This window comes from Ruegeria arenilitoris (assembly GCF_013030985.1).
Classification (GTDB): Bacteria; Pseudomonadota; Alphaproteobacteria; order Rhodobacterales; family Rhodobacteraceae; genus Ruegeria; species Ruegeria arenilitoris_B.
Genome location: NZ_WPYP01000013.1, coordinates 70,702 through 90,768, shown reverse-complemented (window position 1 = coordinate 90,768; position 20,067 = coordinate 70,702). Strand labels below are relative to the sequence as shown.

The following is a 20,067-nucleotide window of genomic DNA, read 5'->3' as shown; positions in this document are numbered from 1 at the left end:
TTCAAAGCTGGTGAGAGACCGGGGGCACACTGAACGCCGACGACGCCAAGTGGGCCGTTTCCCGCGTAGATCCGCGTCAATCAGCGGGCATTTCGATTTAAGCTCGGTATGAGAATGACCTGCCATGACACCCTCACCCAATCATCGTCTGAGGAAGCCAAACGGCGATTTGCGGAAACAGGATCAGCAACAGCAGCATCAGTGCCATCGCAAACCAGAACGGCCAAATTCCGCGAAAGACCTCTGCCATCGAGACATTGGGCGCGATGGATTTGACGACAAAGACATTGATGCCGACTGGAGGGCTGATCATTCCCATTTCCAGAACGATCACAACAAGTACCCCAAACCAGATCATTTTCATGCTGGCCATCGATGGATCGAAGCCGAATTCAAGCGCGGCGATGATTGGCAGCACAACCGGAATTGTAAGAACCAGCATAGCGATGCCTTCCAGGAACATGCCCAAAAACATGTAGATGAGGATAATCACCAGTAGAATTCCATAATCCCCGATCGGCAGGGATGTCAGCAGAACCACCAGCTGACCAGGCAGCTCAGTGAGCGACATGAACGGAATAAAGATGAAGGCACCGATGAGGATCAGGAAGACGGTGGCCGAGGCCTTCATCGTCTGCAGCACGACCTCTCTGATTGCGGCAAGGGTCAAGGTACGGCGCACTGCTGCAACAATCAGGGCAAGAAATGCACCTACCGACGATGCCTCGACCGGGGTGAAAAAGCCGGTGTACATGCCACCTATGGTGATACCTACGACAAATGCGAAAGGTAATGCAGAGACCAATGCGTCTCGTCTGTCTGGCCATGATGCGCGTTCACCCGCTGGCCCGGCCTCTGGCTTGCGCAACACCGTCTGATAGATCGCGCCTATGAACAAAAGCGTCAGAACTATACCGGGTATTACACCGGCCATGAACAAGCGCCCAATACTTTGCTCGGTGAGCACTGCATAGATAATCATGCCGCCAGACGGCGGGATCAGAAAACCCAGGGTTCCGCCTGCGGCGACTGCCCCTGTTGCCAGACTGTCAGAATAGTTGAATTTCTTCATCTCGGGCAGCGCCACACGACCCATCGTAATAGCGGCCGCGAGTGAAGACCCGGAAAGGGCAGCAAACCCTGCACAAGCCGCAATTGTCGCCGAGGCCAGCCCGCCGCGATAGTGGCCCATCCAACGATATGCGGCGTTAAACAGGTCAGCCGACATACCGGAAACCCCCGCAAGATTACCCATCAAAACAAACATCGGGATAACCAGCAGGTTGTAGTTCGATGCTGCCTCGAATGTCTCTCCGGACATGTTCGACATCGCTGTTCGAAGGCCACGGGCCAATGCCTGGTCAGAGTCCATTCCAACCAACACGAACTTCTGCGTCGTCGCGACAATTGTGCCTACTACACCCACCAGTATCATTGACAGTGCAACGGGAAAGCGTAATCCAAGAAGCGCAAACAAAGACAACAGTCCCAGTATTCCAATCAGCGTAAGGCTCATTCTGTGCCTCCCAGATCAAGAAGGCGGACAGACCCGCGGAACAGGCGCTGATACACGTCCAAAACAAGGACAATCCCATAGAGTCCGGAACTAATGGCCAATAGGTAGTAAAAAGGCTCATACGAGATCAGAAGTTGCTGCGTCGTTTCACCGAATTTCGTGGCCTTTTGACCCGCGTGGATCAGTTGCCATGACATGACGAACATCAGCCCGCCGCCAATAAGCCGCAGCAGCACCATCGACCATTTCTCAAAACCAGCCGACATGCGGGATTCGAATACTTCGATTTCAATATGCGCGCCCGTTCGCCCACCCAGTGGAATGGCCAGTGCGACCAGGATCACAAGGCTCAGGATCAACAGATCCTCTGCCCCTTTGATCGGTGCACCAAAAAATTTGCGCATGACCAACACGTTGGCTGCACTCAGAAATACCATGAATGCCAACGTCAATCCGCCGCCGATCAAAGCAATACCAAGTAGAAACTTATCGATCAGCCGGATCGGTGCGGGCAACATATCTTTGCCAGACATGGTCATCCTCCACGTTGGGGTAAAGCCAAAGAAGCGCCCGGCCGAACCGGGCACCCTTTACTCAGTTATTGGTTGATGGCTTCGTAAATCTCGCGCGCACCTTTGATGCCGCGGGACTCATAATCTGCAAAAATCACTTCCAGACCTTGATTGACGGCATCGTCCATCTTGGCCCGCTCTTCAGCGCTGACTTCGATGAGTTCGACATTTGCCATTTGTTCCGCGCCATCCAGCATGGCCTCGGAACGCCCATCGGCACCGTCAAAGCTGGCCGCCCCCTGCAACGAGAACGTCTCGCCAGCAAGTTCGTCTATGATCGCCCGATGCTCATCTGAAAGTTCCAGGTAACGCTCTTTGTTCATCGCAACGAAGAACACTGCAAACTGCACGGGTACGTTGGTGACGAGGTGACTGGAGACGTCCCAGAAGTTCCATGGTGCCGTGATATTGTTGTACGTGGCCGTGGTGGCGTCGATGGTTCCGGTGGAAAGGCCGGTGTACATTTCAGTGACGGGCATCTGAACAGGCACAGCACCCAGCGCTTCAACGATCGGGGTCGTCATCGCCGCATAAGGCACCATTTTTTTGCCCTTGAGGCTGTCCATGGTCGACACATCGCTGGTCGCGGCCCAAACGTTCCCTGTTGTGGTGAAAATGCCTAACAGCTTTACGTCCTGATATTCTTGGGCGAGATGCTCCTCATAGACGCTCAGCATCCTTTCCGTGGACTCTTTTGCACTCGTGGCTTTCCCCGGCGGAATAATCAGCATTGTGCGCGGAAAGATGTTTGGCGTGTATGCTTGAAGGCCGAAGACAACGTCGGCCACACCCTCGACCACGCGCTTGTATTGCTGCACCGGCCCCGCACCCAATTGACCCGCCGGATATAGCTTCATCGTCAGAGTACCGTCCGACCGCTTCTCCAATTCTTCACCGAACCACTTGAACAGGTTGGAGTTGATGTGATGTTGCGGCGGAATGAAGGTTGCCACCGACAGCTCCTCCGCATGCGTGAATGAGGCGACAGCCGTCGACGCTGCGACAGTCAGGGCACCAAGTATGTTTGAAAGTTTCATCGCGTTCCTCCCGACATTCGTGATCAGGGGAGATTACGCGCCGCTCGACATTCAATCTATTTATGTGTATTTATATATCTCATGCAGAAAACTAATTTCCTTGACCTTGATGGTCATATTCTTCGGACATTTCTGGCAATTCTCGAGAATAGCTCTGTTTCCGTCGCAGCAGAACAACTGGGAGTCACGCAACCTGCCGTCAGCCACACCCTGGGCAGGCTGCGCAATATTCTGGGCGATCCACTATTCGTTCGATCAGGGCAAGGTTTGATGCCAACGGAGACAGCTCTTGCATTGAAAGAACCGGTGCAAAGAGCCATCGACGGGCTCAAGTGTCTGACAGATGATCGTATTTTTGATCCCAGAGCCGAGAAAATGGAATTCGTAGTCGCAGCAAATGATATGCAGCGCGATCTCGTCTTTCCCCAACTCATACGCGAGGCCTGGAACGACGGCATTTCTGTTGATTTCCAGTTTCTGCCATCGGGCCAGCCAACAGTGAACATGATGCGAGAGGCACGGTGCGAGCTTGCTCTGACTCCTCTGCCACCGGATGGCCCGGACATTTTCCAGAAACCTTTGTTTTCCGGTGAAATGATGTGTTTCTATGACGCCGAAATGCGTGATCCGCCGAAATCGTGGAAAGAGTATTGCAGCGCGGATCATTTGACGGTTCGGTTTGCAGGTGGCGGGACATCAATCAAGGTCATCACCGATCTTGAAGCATCGCAGATTGGTGAACCGCGTGTTTCCGTACCCAACTTCAATGCGATTCCACCCTTTATTAAAGGCACGCGGATGATCGCCACAGAAGTGAGCCTGATGCGCCTGCACACTTTGCGTGAACTCGACGTGGCCCCCCTGCCCTTCAAAAGTAATCGCGTCACAATTTACATGATCTGGCACGAGCGCAGCACAAACGATCCGGCACATATCTGGCTGCGTAACAGAATATCCGAAATCGCATCGATGATTCCTGAACTGATGCAGGACTTGTGACCGGTACTCGCTTGGACAGTCACTATTCGATGAGGAATAATAAAACCCCCTTATACTGAATATAAAACCCCATGAATGGGCTTTATATTTTGTGTCGATATCCTGCTCGGATCAAATTTGGTTATCAGGAGATCGAGATGGCAAAGCTGTTAGCTGGCCGTCGGCGTTGGTTGAATTGGCCCAAGAGGTTAAGACCAGCCAACCTTGTCGCTTTGCTCACGACAATGGCGGGGATTGCCATCCTGACAGGTGCACTGAATGACAGCGTGCTGCAGGGTTCTGATTTGGTAATGACCCGCGCCCTGGGTGTTGTGGTCTTTACTCTGGGCCTCTGGATCACAGGAATTGTCCCAGAATTCTTTACCTCACTTCTGTTTCTGTTTCTGTCCGCCCTGCTCTCTATTGCGCCACCGGAGGTCGTGTTCTCGGGGTTTCAATCAGGTGCGCTGTGGATGATTTTCGGAGGTCTCGTCATTGGTCATTCGGTAACACAATGCGGTCTCGGAGACCGGTTGGTTAACCACCTTCTTGCCCTGTCTGCGCCAGGTTACCTGGGAGTTTTGACGACAGTCGCGTTATCCGGTCTTGTTTTGTCGTTCATGATACCAACAGCTATCGGGCGCGTGGTCCTTATGGCTCCAATCGCGGTTCATCTTGCCAAACAACTCGGATTCGAACCGGGATCGAAGGGACAAGCAGGGTTAGTTCTGACCGCCGGAATGAGCACGACTCTCCCCGCTTTCACCATCTTGCCATCGAACGTTCCGAACCTGGTGATGTCGGGTTCAGCCGAGGGGCTTTATGACATCTCATTCACCTACGCGCAGTATCTGGTCCTGAATTTCCCAATTCTTGGTGTATTCAGCCTAGTCGCTACAATTGGCCTGAACTGGTGGTTTTTTCGAGGCTCGCCCAAACGCCAGACGATTTCGATTGAACCCAAACCACTGACAGGACCGCAACTCCGGCTATCCGGAATACTTGTGGTAACCATCTTACTCTGGGTAACAGACAGTTGGCATGGAATCGCACCTGCGTGGGTCGCGCTTGGGGCCGCACTGATCTGCGCTTTGCCTGTAGTCGGTGTTATCCCCGTCAGCGACTTACCTCAGAAAATAAACATTGCGCCAATCTTCTTTGTTTCCGGTGTCATTGGCTTTGGAGCCGTGGTTTTTCACACCGGCATAAGTGCCCGGGCCGGAGAATATCTGGTGGCGATTTTCCACGAAGCAGATCTTTCGAGCAATACGGCAATATTTGCCTCTCTGGCCGCCATCGGATCAGTGGTGGCAGTGTGCACAACGGTTCCAACAGCACCAGGTGTGATGACGCCCTTGGCAGCGCAATTGGCAGAAGCCACCGGCTGGCCAGTTGAGTGGGTCTTGATGGCGCAAGTTCCAACATGGATACTCGTACCGTTTCCGTATCTGGTTCCACCCTTGCTTCTGACAATGTCAATCGGTCGAATTCCGTCAGCACAAGCGGTTCGCCTGCTGCTTGCTTACTTCGCGATTGGAGTTACCCTACTCGCCCCACTTCATTTTCTTTGGGCTAGGTCATTGGGTTTCTTTCTATGATAACTTAGCGCACCCGCGCCAGAAGCAACCATACCGATGGAACCAAGGTCAATCATGCACTAACAATCAACTTGGACCAGTCAGATGAGGCTGCTTTGGTTGATTGAAAGCCGGGGGATCAGTACCTGCCTTTCAGCATGGCGTGCATAGGCACGATCTGTGCGCTTCTGAAACTTTAGTCTTCAGCTTGGATCAACAATCGGTCTATTCGCTGGGCAGAGGACACGAAAACGTAGATCTGCAGAAATCTCCGTGCCGCGAGCGCCACAAAGGAAGCTCTCTTGGTCTCTTTCCAGGCATTCCCTACGTGTCAACCGGAAGTCACGTTCTCAAATTCCGGAAATTTTGGCCCGTTTCCGAGTCTCAAAAACCCGAAAACGTAAGTAACTGACTCTGTTGCATGCGCAGTCTCAGTAATTAAGCGATCCGACATCGCCTGTCGGAGTACGTAAATAATGGGACTGAATTATTGAGACTCGCTTCCCATTGAATTCAACACCTTGAGATTTTTGCGCTTATTTAATGTTTCGATGGTTCAAGCGCTTCAAGTCTACGTCAAACGAACGCCAGTGAGCCTCTTCGCAACCTGGAAACCGGCGCAGTGTGTCTTTCTTGAGTTTGGTTGATCAGCAGAATGCCCTGCCCCATCACTCTGTCCAGAACCGCCATCCGTTGATCAAGTGAGTTGCTGCAATTGCATTCCGCGTTGCAGACATACCCAATCAATCAACGAATAGCGAAAATAGCATCCTTTGGCCGCCCAACTACGTGGCACGTACCTTCTGAGCCAACCCCTTGAGGTTTGCGTCGATGATCTTGCCCATCATCTTCATCAGGGTTTGCCGCTGAAGTCCGGTTTGCGCCCGGGTAATCAGTTTTTTGACTAATGCGCATCACGGCGTGCATCGGCCACAAAAAGTCTCTTCGAGTACCGGGCGATCGCAAAGTCTCATGTTTGTCTTTGCCACAGAATTCTGCCGAATGACGCTATTGTTCGCCGGTGATTTTGACCTTGCCTACAACCCTGGCACCGCTCTCGGTTGCCAACGTCCTGGCAACGACATCAGACTGAACCTGTGAGCTCGAGGTAAGTTTCAGATCGTCGCAGCTCAAACTGCCATTGTGCTTGCCTTCTATGGTGATCTTCTTGGCGGACAATGCGCCATCAACAGATCCACCTAACTGAACGGTAATCGTGTCAGCGCTGACATCCCCAACGATGTGACCATTGACGTCAACACTTCCCCCTTCCGACCTGACGTTGCCTTCGATTGTCAGGTCTACTTCTACTATTGAGCTCGCCACATAAATCTCCTCTGCCTGAGATAGCGGCGACCCTAAGACGGAAGCCGGGATTTGACCACCTGAATAGAGGTTGACTTGATCTCAGGGCAAAGATCCGCCGCAACCCCGCGCCGACCAAGCAATAGCCCAAGCATGACCAACTTCGTAAAGCGTGCGGATCACAGGCAAAATCGATTAGTCGGGGAGTGTCGTCCAAGGTCTGGAATACGGCCGGGCCGTCGTCAGTACGTTGGAGACGAAAGGGCTGCACTTGCCCTTTCCACCCGTTCGAGCAAAGCAGAACCTCAGGGATTTTGACCGGTTATCTCTTAGGTCGAATTTGGAACGAAAAGGTCAACTGGCGGTTTGTCCTAAGGTCGGGCAACGGCGCGTCTAAAATCTCTTCTGCCTTTAAGATAATAAGCCCCAAAATGGTCCAGAAACCGAAAACCCAAAAAGAAACCAGCAGAAGACCTTTAAAGCCGAAATACCAAAGAGGTTTCTACACTGCCTCGGCTCATTGAAGACTTCGGGGCAGCCGCAGCAATGCCCCTGCCCGCCTCAAGCCAAGTTTTTCTGACAAGACCGCTGCAGCAGAAACGGAGTCTTTTCGACATCGCCGGAGGTAAAAATAACTCCAGCAGTCTCAGACCAGGTTCGTTTTATCTGCCTGCAAGAACCCCCGGAAAGCTCTCCACAGACCTCAAAACGAGTTACTTTCACTGGACCGCCCCCCGCCACAACATGGGCGTGTCTGTCGGTTTTGCCGCCTGCTCGAGAATCTTGGTGATCAGACCATGGTTCGGGGATTTTCCGCAAACCGGATCCGGGGCCGATGCGTCTCCGGAGATTGCCAGCGCCTGGCAACGACAGCCACCGAAATCGATTTCCTTTCGGTCACAGCTCTGACACGGATTGGGCAACCAGTCGGTGCCGCGATAGGCATTGAACGCCGGGCTATCGAACCAAATCTCCGCCAGCCTTCGGTCCTGTACGGATTCGAATGTCAGGTGCGGTATACTCTCGGCCGCGTGGCACGGAAGTACCGTCCCGTTTGGCGTTACGTTCAGCCCGGCCGACCCCCAGCCACCCATGCAGGATTTGGGGAAATCCGCATAATAATCCGGTGGTACGAAGTCGAAGGCCAACGTCCCGCGCAACCGCTGCTCGGCCTCGGCCACGACACGTTTGGCCTCGATGGTCTGCTCGCGCGTTGGCAACAGGTGATTGCGGTTCGTCGTGGCCCAGCCGTGAAATTGCACGCAGGCCACTTCAAGCCGGCGCGCGCCCATCTCGACCGCCAATTCGATGGTGCGTTCCAGATCGTCCAGGTTATGCCGGTGCATCACCGCGTTCAGCGTCAGAGGAATTCCCCGATCCCTGATTTCGGTCGCCACCTTCATCTTGCGATCAAAACCGCCCCGATACCCGCCAATCCAATCCGCCAGCTCCGCATTGGTACCCTGCAGTGAAAGCTGGATGTGATCCATCCCCGCCGCTTCTAACGCATCCAGCCGCCGCGGGGTCAGGCCAATTCCGCTGGTGATCAGATTGGTATACAACCCGGCATCATGCGCCCCCTGCATCAATTCCACGATATCCGTGCGCGATGCAGGCTCACCGCCCGACAAATGCAATTGCAGAACGCCGAGCTCTGCCGCCTGCTGAAAAACATCAATCCATGTTTCAGTGTCCAGTTCGCTGTCACGGCCCAGCAATTCGGAAGGATTCGAACAGTAAGGGCAGGCCAGTGGACAGCGGTGCGTCAGTTCCGCCAGCATGGCGATGGGTGAAGGTACACTCATGAGTGGACCCCCAGAAACATCCGGGCGCGCAACCCGATCATGAACCGCTGCACATCCTTGGAAATCTGCTCTTCGGGGGCGTCGTAAGTGGTTGCGAGGTCGGCAATGATTGCGCCAAATTCGGCGTTGCCATCCACCCGGGACAAAATAGCTTCGCCAATCATGTCAAGAGCTATGGCCTTTTCCGGTGCCAGCAGAACCTTGCCGCCCCGCAGCCGGTCCTCGACCATTCGGACACCACGCGGCAAATAGGGGCGATCCGTATCGGTTAGCGCCAGGCTCATGCCATTCCCTCTCCGGGTTGCCAGGCACCGGGCGGAATACGACCCGGTTCCACGTATGCTCCCCACAACGCATCCAGCTGCGCCCACAGCACATTGGTCTTGAAGATCAGCGCCTCACAGGCCGCATCCTCCTTTGCCGGCGTGTCGGCGTGCTCCAGAACCCAGGCCAATCCGAATTTCACGTCCTTGGGGGCCTCGGTTAGGCGTTTTTTGAAATACGACATGCTTTCGGCATTGGCGAAATCATAATGCTGCAACATGCCCTCTATGCGGCGTTCGTGGATCGAGGGCGCAAACAATTCAGTGAGAGAGGAAGCCACCGCCTCGAGCAACGGCATATCTCGGACATAGCGGATATAAGCGTCCACGGCGAATTGCGTGGCCGGCAGAACCCCCCGCCCGCTTGCGACATAATCAGGGTCCAGCCCTACCGCCTCGGCCAGCTTCAACCAGCGGCGAATTCCCCCGCCACCGTCCACATCACCGTCGTGATCCTCGATCCGGCTGCGCCATTCCCGCCGCATCTGCGGGTCGCTGCATCGTGACAGGAAAGCGGCATCCTTCATAGGTATCGCCGCCTGGTAGGCCCAGCGGTTGATGACCCAGGCCCGCACCTGATCCGGACTACATCGCCCTCCATGCAGCATATGGTGAAACGGGTGCTTGTCGTGATAGCGTTCGGCCCCGATCGCACGCAGCCGCTTTTCCAGTGTTCCGACGTTGCGGCTGTGTGCGTTCATGTCACTATCTCCATCCCATCAGCAGCGACGCGCCAGCCCTGAGCGTGAACAAATGCACGTTCCGGGCCATCCGGCTGCCAGACCGGGTTTGTGTTGTTGATGTGTATAAAAATCTTGTCTGCCTTCAGCCCTGCCAGTCGGGCAATCGAACCTTCCGGTCCGCCGATCGAGATATGTCCCATACGTTTTCCGGATTTCACGCCGGTCCCCAACCGGATCATCTCGTTGTCGTCCCACAGCGTGCCGTCAAAGAACAAATGGTTCGCATCCGACAAGGTTTTCAGAAGCTCCCCGGTCACATCCGCGCATCCGGGAACGTAATAGGCCACGGTCTGCCCGTCACTCAGGCGAACCCCCACCGTCTGTTCCCCGATCAGATCGGTCTGAACGGTCTCGCCTTCCATGAACAGCGGCACCTTGCCCGGCACCGGGAATACCCGGACCTGCAATCCCGGCAGGATCTCAAAATCGTGGCCGATCTCGATCCGTTCCCGCGAAACCTTTTTCACGTTCACCGCGTCAAACACGCAGTTATCTTCCAGAACCTTGTGAATCTCGGAAGTCGCATACATCGTGAACGGCGTCTGCTCGCGCAGGGAAAGCAATCCGGCGATATGGTCGATATCGCCATTTGTCAGCAAAACTGATGCCAAAGGTGAACCCCGCAAGCCGCGCGGATGCATCGAGGGGCAGGCCATCATCTGGGCGCGGATATCGGGGGATGCATTCAGCACCGCCCAATCGCGCCCATCCAGAGAAACGGCCAGCGATGACTGGCTCGCCGGGGCGATCTTGCCGCTGCGAGCATCCTGACAATTGGAACAACCACAGTTCCACTGTGGCAGTCCACCACCAGCCGCCGCGCCAAGAACCAGAAACCGCATGGCCGTTACCCGTTCAGACGCGGTTCAAAACAGATCGCGTTCGAATTCGCGACCTTCGTCCTCGGACGGCGCGTACATGTTGATTTCCATGCCGCAGTTCACTTCTTTTAGTTTGGGTGCTGTCCAGGCCATCTTATTTCCTCCGCTGGCTGGTTAGGGTGCCTCAAACCTACCAACGAACCCCAATCTTGCGTATTGGCCTTTGGTCGTAGTCCGGGTCTGCGACCAATGTCCAATAGGGTGCGCGCACCTCCGCTGCGTAGGGTCGTTCCATGCGCGTTATTCTGTTCACACTGCTGTTCTGCCTTTCGGCGCCCCTTGTTCCGGCCGCGCCGCTGGACCGGGCGACGCTTGCCGAGCTTATCATGCCACCGTTCTCCCTCGGTGACCCCATCGGCGACAACGGTGTCTACCAATTGCTGAATTCTGGGGGTGCCAAGGCCGGATATGTATTTGAAACGGAACCGCTCGCCTCACTGCCCGGCTTTTCGGGATCGGCGATCAACGCACTGGTTGTCCTTGATTTAGAGGGATTATTTCTGGACGTACGCCTGATCGAACACAATGAGCCGATCTTTGTATCAGGCCTGGGCGAAGCTCCGTTTCACAGATTTTTTGAACAATATCCCGGGTTATCCATTTCGTCGTCCATCGTCGTCGGAACCCCCTATGGCAGTGGCGGAGCAGGTTCGTCGCTGGTCTATCTGGATGGCGTCACCAAGGCCACAGCCTCGGTTCGTATCGCACATGAATCGGTTATGGCCGCTGCCCTCGCCGTCGCCCGGGAAAAGATGGAAGGGATTTCGACCACTCCACCCGCACATCCCGATCCGGAGTATTCCGAAGCCCTGACATGGGAGGATCTCGTGTCGCAGGGTATCGCAACCCATACAGTCATTTCCAACGCTCAAGTTAACGACGCCTTTGATGACACTATTTGGGAGGATGACGATCCCGAGGCGCAAACTAATCCGGACGCGCCTTACCTCGATCTCTGGATCGTGGATCTCGGTCCGCCATCCATCGCCCGCGCGGTCTTGTCCGATGGCGGGTTTCGCGAGTTGCAGGATTTTCTCGCAATCTCACCGAATGACGAACCGATTCTGGTGATCGAAACCGCGCGTCACGGGCTGGTCAGCCCGGATTTCGTGCGCAACACCGCGCCGGACTGGCTGTCTGCGGAACAAGACGGATTGCCGGTTGCGCTGCGCGACAGCGATCTATTTGTCGAACTGTCGGACAACCTGCCCGGCGTTATGCATGACGGGGCCATGATGATCCTGCGCACGGACCGGCGCCTCGGATTTGATCCTTCCCGGAAATGGACCCTGAACGTCGCCGCCATCCGCCAGCACGGCATGTTCCAGCCTGAAACCGGCTCTATCAATCTGCCGGTCACCCACGCAACCGACGAGCGGTTTTTCTCGCACCCAAAAGCAACAAAGGCGAGCCCCCCCTGGTTGGATGCTCTGCGCGCGCGGCAGGCAGACATGATCATCCTGACCCTGTTCCTGGCCGGCCTGACCGCGCTGCTGTTTTATGCGCAGAATCCACTGGCGCAAAGCCGTACCCTCACCCCGGTCCGTCTGGCGATTCTTGCCTTTGTGACAGTGTTTGTCGGCTGGTGGGGCCAGGGCCAGCTGTCGGTCGTCACAGTGCTGGCGGTGGTTCGTGCCGCGTTTGAAGGCGGCAGTTTCGCCTTTTTGACCTATGATCCGTTTTCGCTGCTGATCTGGGGGGCCACTTTTCTCGGGTTCGTGCTTTGGGGACGCGGTTATTTCTGTGGCTGGCTCTGCCCCTTTGGCGCGTTGCAGGAATTCGCCCATCACCTCGGACGCGCTCTGCGCCTGCCCCGGCTTGAACCTTCGCCATATTGGGACACACGATTCAAGCTTTTCAAATACGCGGTGCTGGCAGGTCTGTTCGTCACCCTGTTCACAGCGCCTGACCAGTTGGACAAAGCCGCAGAGGTCGAACCTTTCAAGACGGCGATCACCACGTACTTCATCCGCGACTGGGGCTATGTCGCCTATGCTGCGATCTGGCTGATTCTGGGGATGATGCTGTTCAAGGGGTTCTGCCGCTATGGGTGCCCGCTGGGTGCGGTAATGGCCATTGGCGGCCTGTTCCGGGGGCGCAACTGGATCAAACGGAGAGGGGAATGCGGGTCACCCTGCCAACTGTGCAAAGCAAAATGCACCTATGGCGCAATCCGTAAATCCGGTGAGATCCGGTATTCCGAGTGTTTCGGCTGCCTTGATTGCGTCGCCATCCACAACGATCAAAACCGATGCGTTCCGTTGATAATTGCTTCGCGGCGCGCCACCAAACGGATGGAGGCAGCCGAATGAGCCCATTATCCCGTCGCCGGTTCCTGACCATTTCCGCCGCGGCGCTGGCAACGCCGGCTATCGCTACCCCGCTGCGCTGGCAGGGCCACGCCATGGGCGCACGGGTTTCGGTGGTTCTGCATGCTCCGGAAGATCAGGCTAAACCCGCGCTCGATCAGCTGCGGCAGTTACTGCCGCGCCTGGAACGTCTGTTCAGCCTTTATGACAGCAACTCCGATCTGTCCCGCCTGAACCGAAGCGGCAGGCTGGACGCACCCCATCCGGATTTCGTCGCGCTTCTGGAACAGGTCGGTCAGGTTCACAGCGCAACAAGCGGGCTGTTCGATCCGACCGTACAGCCGCTTTGGCTGGCACTTGCGCGGGGCGAGGACCCCGCACCGTCGCGCGCTCTGTTGGGTTGGGATCGCGTACAGGTCTCTCGCCAGGTTGTAGCCCTGGAATTCGGTCAGGCGCTAACCCTGAACGGGATTGCGCAAGGCTTTGCAACCGACATGGCCCGGCAGATCCTGCAGCAATCGGGCCTGAGCAGAACGCTGATCAACATCGGAGAGTTTGCAGCCCTCGGCGGCCCCTTCCGCCTTGGCGTGGAAGATCCCGAATTCGGGCTGGTTGCCACCCGTACGCTGGAAAACCGAGCGATTGCCACATCCAGCCCTTCGGCACTGACACTCAGCGCGGATCAGAGCCATATCCTGCACCCTGACGGGAAACCGCGCTGGTCCACGGTCAGCGTCGAGGCCGACAGCGCTGCAATTGCCGACGCGGCCTCGACCGCCTTCTGCCTGATGTCTGAACCCCGTATACGTGATGCGCTGCGCGCCCTGCCCGGAACCCCGAAAGCGACGTTGGTCGATCACCACGGGGATCTGAAGACCTTGGGTTAAAGCTGCTTCAGAATAATTCCGGAGGCGCGAATGTCAGACCGTATTCGGCGAATATCTGCGCCACGCGCCCATCTTCTACACCGGCAAAAACCGCATCTCCAACTGCATAGGCCAGTGGCCGATACGCAAAATGAACCGCAACCCCGGCGGTCCATTTCCCCACGGCAAAGCCCGGCAACGGTGGGCTATGCACTGCCAGATCTTCGGTAGCGCCGTGTTCCAGCTGCGCCCGAGGCCCCATCGCCGCCATGGTTTTACCCACAGCCAGCCCCGCCATGGCATCCGCCATCGAAGGGTACCGGGTCACATTGTGCGACAGCTGGCCACCGGGAAAGGACGACAGGTAAAAATCGGCAATCGAGTCGTTCTCGACCCCGACCGTGTCAAAGCGGAAATAGGCCGGAACCGGCGGGTCCTCCGGATAGGCCTCTTTACGATAGGCAATGGCGATTTCTTCGACATGGTACTGTCCGGTGAAAACCACCTGTTCGACCCGGCAGGCAAATTCGCTGTCATAAGGCACATGCAGCATGACATTGGCCACGCTGCCGCCGACGATCGGGCCTTTCCAAATCCAGTTGCGCAGATCGGTCTGCAGATCCTCGCCTGGCGCCACAAGATTGAACCGGGCCTCGACGCCCAGCTCTTGCGCGATCAGGCGTCCGATTTCAATATCCACGCCCTTGATCTTCCCGTCCTCCTCAAATGACCAGGGTGGAAAATCCTCGTAGGCAGCAAAGGTAATGAACCCGCGTTCCTGAATCGTATCGAGATCCTGCCCGACCCGATCCCGCGACACGTTTTGGGGCTTGGCTTGGGGCACATGATCTTCGCACCGGGCTGATGCGGTCTGTGCCGAGGCACAGACAACCGACAGGGAGAAAATAGTTCCGGTAAGAAAACGTTTCATGTGCCCCAATCTGTATATCCTAGTTGGCTGCTGACAGACCGATGGTCAGGACCTCGGCCGCACCGGCAAAATCCGGTTGATCGCCGGAAATCAGGCTCACCGCACGAAAGGCAACGCTGTCGGCCACGGGTGCTCCGGAACCGGTCGCCACACCTTCGGCAACCGTATTCAACTCGCTGCGCAGGGCTTCGACATCACCTGTGCCACCATCCGCCATTGCGGTAAGTTCATCCCGGATCTGTATCAGCCGTGGCGTCACATCGTCCAATTCACCATCATCGGGCCGCGTCTCGATATAGGTGCGGATCGCCCACGCAGCCTTCTGCCCCAGCAATTCGCCAAAGGCTGGCATCTTGGTGATACCGTTCTGGGTGTATCCGGTCTGGAATCGTTCGACAAACCATTCATCGCCATACTCTTCGGCTTCGAGATAGCGCAGATCAGGCGCCAACCCACCGGACACACCCCCCAGGCCGTGGCACCGGGCACAGTTCTGATTGTATCCGCTGTCTCCGATCTCTATTGCGGCCTTCCAGACCTCTTCACCCTGATCGCGATAGGGGTTTTCGATCAGCCACTCTTCGCCCACATCCGGCAAAGCATCGGTATTCATCGGTTGCGGTGCCACGTCGCCATGGGCATGCGTCATCGAACTTGCGGCAATCAGGCCAATCGTGGCCATGGACAGTCTGAACATCGAGTCCTCCCGTTCGTTTGTTTCCCACTCAGGTTTTAGCGGAGACGAACACAGGCTTGATACGAGACTTAAGTTCTAGACCGGCCGATTCACCATACGACCATGGTCCAATGGCCCCCCCTGTCGATCAGGCCTTAGCCTTGGAGTAACTGACACTCTTCTGGTGAGGAAACATGCGAAATCTCATGCTCACAATCATTGTCATGATGCTTGCGGCTGGCGCTGCGGTTGCCGAGATTCGTATCCCAATGGTCTTTCTCAAGCAGGAAATCGACCGTCCTCCGACTCTGTCGAACCTTGACCCAATCCCCGACGACCTGGGGGAAAAGGGTGCCCATCTGGGGCTGAGTGACAACCAAACCACCGGGGCTTTTCTCGGCCATAGATATCTCCTGGAAACCGTACTGATCCCCGTTGGTGGCGACCCGCTCGCGGCTGCGGACCAGGCGCTGGAACAGACGCCTTTCCTGATCCTCGATGTCCCGGCAGACACACTGCTGAAAATTGCCGACCTGCCCGCTGCGGGCGAGGCCTTGCTGTTCAACACCTCCAGTGCCGACATGAGTTTGCGCAGTCAGAACTGTCGCGCCAACCTGTTGCACACCTTGCCGTCCTACCAGATGCGCAGCGACGCCATGATGCAATTTGCCCGCACCAAACGCTGGGACACGCTGGCCCTGATTTCCGGTGAACACCCGGAGGACCAAGCCTTTGCCGATGCATTGCGCCAAAGTGCCGCCAAATTCGCCCTCAGCATCACGGCTGAAAAAACCTGGACCTTTGATGCGGATATGCGCCGCAATGCAGCGCAGGAGGTTCCACTGTTCACACAAGACCTCGGCACATATGACTTGCTGCTGATCGCCGATGAGCTGAACGATTTTGGACGCTATATTGCCTTCAACACCTGGCTGCCGCGCCCGGTTGCAGGCACCGAGGGGCTCAGGCCTACAGCCTGGGCACCGGTGGTCGAACAATGGGGCGCGGCCCAACTGCAATCGCGGTTCCAAGACCTGGCCAACCGCCCGATGCGGCCCCAAGACTACGCCGCCTGGGCCGCCATTCGCTCGATTGGCGAGGCCGTAACCCGCATCAACAGCTCGGAACCCGCCGATCTTCGCGAGTTCATCCTGTCGGATACGTTCGAACTGGCCGGCTTCAAGGGCCGCCCGCTCAGTTACCGCAACTGGAACGGTCAAATGCGCCAGCCGATCCCGCTGGTCACCCAAAGTGCCCTCGTTGCCCAGCCACCGCTCGAAGGGTACCTGCACCAGCATAACGAACTCGACTCGCTGGGCCTCGATGCGCCGGAAAGCGCCTGCGAAGCCTTCCAATGACCTGCTTTCATCTTTTTCGAGTTATCCCGCCAGAGGCATCCAACGGAGCCACACAATGAAACACCTGCTCTTCACTGCCGCCCTCAGCCTCACGACGCCGCTTCACGCTGCCGAGATCTGGGTTACCAACGAAAAGGACGACACGATCAGCGTAATTGATGTGGACACGCTTGAAGTCACCCGTACAATTCCAACCGGCGAGCGCCCGCGCGGCATCACCTTCTCCAAGGATTACAGCCGCGTCTATATCTGTGCCTCAGACAGCGACACGGTACAGGTGATGGATCCGAATACAGGACAGATCCTGCACGACCTGCCATCGGGCGAAGACCCGGAACAATTCGTTCTGCACCCCAATGACCGCCATCTCTACATCGCCAACGAGGATGACGCGGTGACCACGGTAGTCGACACCGAAAGCCGCAAGGTGATCGCTCAGATCAATGTAGGTATCGAACCTGAAGGCATGGCTGTGAGCCCCGATGGCAAGATCGCCATCACCACCTCGGAAACCACCAATATGGCGCATTGGATCGACACCGAAACCCGCGAGTTGTTCGCCAACACGCTGGTCGACAGCCGCCCGCGCCACGCCGAATTCACCGCAGGCGGTTCCGAGCTCTGGGTGAGTTCCGAGATCGGCGGCACCATCACTGTTTTCGACACAGCCAACCAATCCGAGAAAGCCAAGATCGAATTCGCCGTCAAGGGCGTGCATCCCGACCGTGTGCAACCCGTCGGCTTTGAATTTACCGAAGACGAAAAGACCGCTTTCGTCGCACTTGGCCCCTCAAATCACGTCGCGGTCGTCAATGCCGAAACGTTTGAGGTCGAGGACTACATCCTTGTCGGCCGCCGGGTCTGGCACATGGACTTCTCTCCCGACAAATCGCTGCTGTTCACAACCAACGGTGTTTCGGGCGACGTGACCGTGATCGACGTGGCCAGTCGCGAGGCGTTGAAATCCGTCAAAGTGGGCCGCTTCCCCTGGGGCGCGGCGATGCGACCGTGACGCTCCCCATCCGCCACCCTCCGACTGGGCTGCCAGTTGGGACACGCGCGGTGCACATCCGGCGCCTTAAAGACCCCCCAAAGACGAGCCAACAGGAGAGTAAATATGCTTACCAAATCCCTTATCACCATCCTTCTGGCCCTGGTCCTGCCCGCCACCGCCATGGCAGATAACGACGATGACGAACCCCAGTTCGGTATGGCCGGCCTGCTCTCGGCTACCAACAAGGAAGATCTGCCGCCGATCACCCTCTCTGCCGGCATGCCCCTGACGGACGCTCCATGGGAACTCAAATCCGGAACTTATTACGAATTCGAAATCCAAGGCGACGGCAGCCAGGAGCTGGCGCTTGTCGGCTCTGAGTTCTTCCGCGCTATCTGGATCGACGAAATCGTGGTCGAAGGGCTCGAAATCCGCCCGCTGGGGCTCGACAGTATCGAGTTTGATGAGGCCGGCGAAATGGAGATCGGCTTCATCGCACTGAAACCAGGCAGCTACCATCTCAAGGTTCCCGGCTCTACCGGCGAGACCCAAAAACTAGAGATCGCCATACAGTGACTGGTCTCAGCGTCCAGAACCTGAGCTACGCCTATGGAACGAAACAGGCGTTGGATGATGTGAGCTTTCACGTCCCGTCCGGCGCTTTCTGTGCGCTTCTAGGCCCAAACGGGGCTGGGAAATCCACCCTGTTCGGCCTTCTGACCCGGCTGTTCACATCCCCCCAAGGTCGCATCGAAATTGCCGGTCAAGACATGGCAAGAAACCCTCGCAATGCTCTGAAAAACATCGGAGTTGTCTTTCAACAACCCACGCTTGACCTGGATCTCTCGGTTCAACTCAACCTCACCTATTTCGCTGCACTGCACGGATTGTCAGGCAAACTGGCCCGATCCCGCGCCGATGCCGCTCTGGACCGACTCAACATGCGCGACCGGTCAAAGGAAACCGTGCGCGACCTCAACGGCGGTCACCGGCGGCGATTGGAAATCGCTCGTTGCTTGATCCACCGCCCTAAGGTGCTGTTGCTCGACGAACCCACCGTGGGCCTCGACACCACCACCCGCCGCGCAATCACCGACTATGTGCACGATCTGTCGGTGAATGATGGGCTGACAGTACTTTGGGCAACCCATCTGACCGATGAAGTCCAGAACAGCGACCAGCTGGTAATCCTGCATAAAGGACTGGTCCTCGAAACCGGAACCTGCAGCACGATCCGGGGCGCTATCCCACTCAACGACCATTTCCTCAACCGGACCGGGACCGATGCGTGATCCGAGCCTCCAACTGACCGGAAGTCTGCACGCCTCGGACACCGATGTTGTTCGTAAAGGCCTGTTAGGTGCCATAATGCCTGCCCTTGTTGCCCTGCGCGCCATCATCACCCGCGAATCCTTGCGCTTTGTGCGTCAGCGCAGCCGCTTTGTCGCTGCCTTGGTACGGCCCCTATTGTGGCTGGTCGTATTCGCTGCGGGCTTCCGCGCGGCACTCGGCCTATCGATTACCCCGCCCTACCAGACCTACACCACCTATGAGGTCTATATCGTGCCTGGCCTCTGCGGCATGATCCTGCTGTTCAATGGCATGCAAAGCTCTCTGTCACTGGTCTACGATCGCGAATTGGGGTCGATGCGGCTCTTGCTGACCAGCCCCTTGCCCCGCTGGTGGTTGCTGATCTGCCGTCTCCTGGCCAGCACATTGATTTCGATCCTTCAGGTCTATGTTTTTCTAAGCGTGACAGCGATTTACGGCATTCGATTTTCTCCGCTGGGCTATCTGGTCCTGCTTCCTGCCCTACTTGTGACCGGCATGATGCTGGGAGGTTTGGGCCTGGCCCTGTCTTCGGCCATCAAGCAGCTCGAGAACTTTGCTGGGGTCATGAACTTCGTGATCTTCCCCATGTTCTTCCTGTCCACCGCGCTCTACCCGCTGTGGAAAATGGCTGAAAGCTCGGAGCTTCTGCACGACATTTGCACCTTGAATCCCTTCACCCAGGCGGTCGAGCTTATCCGTTTTGCGCTTTATGGCAGCTTCAACGGCGTCGCGCTGATGTGGACCTGCATTGCCGCGGTGGTGTTTCTTGCCTTGTCGGTCTGGGGATACGATCCCGCGCGAGGCCTGACACGGCGCAAGACCTGATCAGCCTTACGACCATTGTGCAATACCCCGCCGTCAACC

At 56.6% G+C, this 20,067-nt stretch carries 20 protein-coding genes; 9 read left to right on the top strand and 11 right to left on the bottom strand.

What is annotated here, in order from left to right:
- Nucleotides 1–133: 133 nt before the first annotated feature.
- Genes GOX88_RS20960 through GOX88_RS20950 form a run of 3 tightly spaced genes read right to left on the bottom strand, consistent with a single transcriptional unit; the run spans nt 134 to nt 3,125 of the window.
- The gene (locus tag GOX88_RS20960; protein WP_170406586.1) at nt 134–1,516 is read right to left on the bottom strand and encodes a TRAP transporter large permease; all 1,383 of its coding nucleotides are present in this window, start codon (nt 1,514–1,516) and stop codon (nt 134–136) included.
- Nucleotides 1,513–2,103, bottom strand: a complete 591-nt coding sequence (locus tag GOX88_RS20955) for a TRAP transporter small permease (protein WP_217354277.1) — start codon at nt 2,101–2,103, stop codon at nt 1,513–1,515. The genes GOX88_RS20960 and GOX88_RS20955 overlap by 4 nt, the downstream gene beginning before the upstream one ends.
- 11 nt (nt 2,104–2,114) lie before the next feature.
- Complete coding sequence (locus GOX88_RS20950) at nt 2,115–3,125, bottom strand: TRAP transporter substrate-binding protein (protein ID WP_170406581.1); 1,011 nt, start codon at nt 3,123–3,125, stop codon at nt 2,115–2,117.
- Between the two features lie 81 nt (nt 3,126–3,206).
- Here GOX88_RS20950 and GOX88_RS20945 point away from each other — a divergent pair, with 81 nt between their 5' ends.
- The gene (locus GOX88_RS20945; protein ID WP_170406578.1) at nt 3,207–4,124 is read left to right on the top strand and encodes a LysR family transcriptional regulator; all 918 of its coding nucleotides are present in this window, start codon (nt 3,207–3,209) and stop codon (nt 4,122–4,124) included.
- A 137-nt stretch (nt 4,125–4,261) separates the two neighbouring features.
- Nucleotides 4,262–5,701 (top strand): SLC13 family permease, encoded by a 1,440-nt coding sequence (locus tag GOX88_RS20940; RefSeq protein WP_170406575.1) that lies wholly within the window; start codon nt 4,262–4,264, stop codon nt 5,699–5,701.
- 987 nt (nt 5,702–6,688) lie between these two features.
- Here the strand turns inward: GOX88_RS20940 and GOX88_RS20935 are convergent.
- The 6 genes from GOX88_RS20935 to pqqA all read right to left on the bottom strand — a co-directional run bounded on the left by GOX88_RS20935 (nt 6,689) and on the right by pqqA (nt 10,830).
- Nucleotides 6,689–7,006, bottom strand: a complete 318-nt coding sequence (locus tag GOX88_RS20935; RefSeq protein ID WP_170406572.1) for a bactofilin family protein — start codon at nt 7,004–7,006, stop codon at nt 6,689–6,691.
- A gap of 698 nt (nt 7,007–7,704) precedes the next feature.
- On the bottom strand, nt 7,705–8,790 hold the full coding sequence (gene pqqE, locus GOX88_RS20930) for a pyrroloquinoline quinone biosynthesis protein PqqE (protein WP_170406569.1): 1,086 nt from the start codon (nt 8,788–8,790) through the stop codon (nt 7,705–7,707).
- Nucleotides 8,787–9,074 (bottom strand): pyrroloquinoline quinone biosynthesis peptide chaperone PqqD, encoded by a 288-nt coding sequence (gene pqqD / locus GOX88_RS20925; RefSeq protein WP_170406566.1) that lies wholly within the window; start codon nt 9,072–9,074, stop codon nt 8,787–8,789. The genes pqqE and pqqD overlap by 4 nt, the downstream gene beginning before the upstream one ends.
- Nucleotides 9,071–9,814 carry a pyrroloquinoline-quinone synthase PqqC gene (gene pqqC / locus GOX88_RS20920; protein ID WP_170406563.1) on the bottom strand — a complete coding sequence of 248 codons (744 nt, stop codon included), beginning with the start codon at nt 9,812–9,814 and terminating at the stop codon, nt 9,071–9,073. The genes pqqD and pqqC overlap by 4 nt, the downstream gene beginning before the upstream one ends.
- On the bottom strand, nt 9,811–10,698 hold the full coding sequence (gene pqqB, locus GOX88_RS20915) for a pyrroloquinoline quinone biosynthesis protein PqqB (protein ID WP_170406560.1): 888 nt from the start codon (nt 10,696–10,698) through the stop codon (nt 9,811–9,813). The genes pqqC and pqqB overlap by 4 nt, the downstream gene beginning before the upstream one ends.
- 24 nt (nt 10,699–10,722) lie before the next feature.
- Nucleotides 10,723–10,830, bottom strand: coding sequence for a pyrroloquinoline quinone precursor peptide PqqA (pqqA, locus tag GOX88_RS20910; RefSeq protein WP_170406557.1), 108 nt, complete (start codon nt 10,828–10,830; stop codon nt 10,723–10,725).
- A gap of 140 nt (nt 10,831–10,970) precedes the next feature.
- Between pqqA and GOX88_RS20905 the strand changes: the two genes are divergently transcribed.
- Entirely contained in the window at nt 10,971–13,049 is a 2,079-nt protein-coding gene (locus GOX88_RS20905; RefSeq protein WP_170406554.1) for a 4Fe-4S binding protein, read from the top strand.
- Nucleotides 13,046–13,933 carry an FAD:protein FMN transferase gene (locus tag GOX88_RS20900; RefSeq protein ID WP_170406551.1) on the top strand — a complete coding sequence of 296 codons (888 nt, stop codon included), beginning with the start codon at nt 13,046–13,048 and terminating at the stop codon, nt 13,931–13,933. Before GOX88_RS20905 ends, GOX88_RS20900 begins: the two co-directional genes overlap by 4 nt.
- Before the next feature lie 7 nt (nt 13,934–13,940).
- On the opposite strand, the gene GOX88_RS20895 is transcribed toward GOX88_RS20900, so the two are convergent.
- Nucleotides 13,941–14,843, bottom strand: a complete 903-nt coding sequence (locus GOX88_RS20895; RefSeq protein WP_170406548.1) for a substrate-binding periplasmic protein — start codon at nt 14,841–14,843, stop codon at nt 13,941–13,943.
- A gap of 19 nt (nt 14,844–14,862) precedes the next feature.
- Nucleotides 14,863–15,540 (bottom strand): cytochrome c-550 PedF, encoded by a 678-nt coding sequence (pedF, locus tag GOX88_RS20890; RefSeq protein ID WP_254443390.1) that lies wholly within the window; start codon nt 15,538–15,540, stop codon nt 14,863–14,865.
- A 185-nt stretch (nt 15,541–15,725) separates the two neighbouring features.
- Here pedF and GOX88_RS20885 point away from each other — a divergent pair, with 185 nt between their 5' ends.
- The 5 genes from GOX88_RS20885 to GOX88_RS20865 all read left to right on the top strand — a co-directional run bounded on the left by GOX88_RS20885 (nt 15,726) and on the right by GOX88_RS20865 (nt 20,028).
- Nucleotides 15,726–16,877, top strand: a complete 1,152-nt coding sequence (locus GOX88_RS20885) for an ABC transporter substrate-binding protein (RefSeq protein ID WP_254443389.1) — start codon at nt 15,726–15,728, stop codon at nt 16,875–16,877.
- Nucleotides 16,878–16,932: 55 nt separating this feature from the next.
- Complete coding sequence (locus tag GOX88_RS20880; protein ID WP_170406542.1) at nt 16,933–17,889, top strand: YVTN family beta-propeller repeat protein; 957 nt, start codon at nt 16,933–16,935, stop codon at nt 17,887–17,889.
- A gap of 105 nt (nt 17,890–17,994) precedes the next feature.
- Nucleotides 17,995–18,447: a hypothetical protein gene (locus GOX88_RS20875; protein ID WP_170406541.1), complete on the top strand. Its 453-nt coding sequence runs from the start codon at nt 17,995–17,997 to the stop codon at nt 18,445–18,447.
- On the top strand, nt 18,444–19,163 hold the full coding sequence (locus GOX88_RS20870; RefSeq protein ID WP_170406538.1) for an ABC transporter ATP-binding protein: 720 nt from the start codon (nt 18,444–18,446) through the stop codon (nt 19,161–19,163). Before GOX88_RS20875 ends, GOX88_RS20870 begins: the two co-directional genes overlap by 4 nt.
- 76 nt (nt 19,164–19,239) lie before the next feature.
- Nucleotides 19,240–20,028: an ABC transporter permease gene (locus GOX88_RS20865; RefSeq protein ID WP_170406684.1), complete on the top strand. Its 789-nt coding sequence runs from the start codon at nt 19,240–19,242 to the stop codon at nt 20,026–20,028.
- The last annotated feature ends 39 nt before the right edge of the window (nt 20,029–20,067 follow it).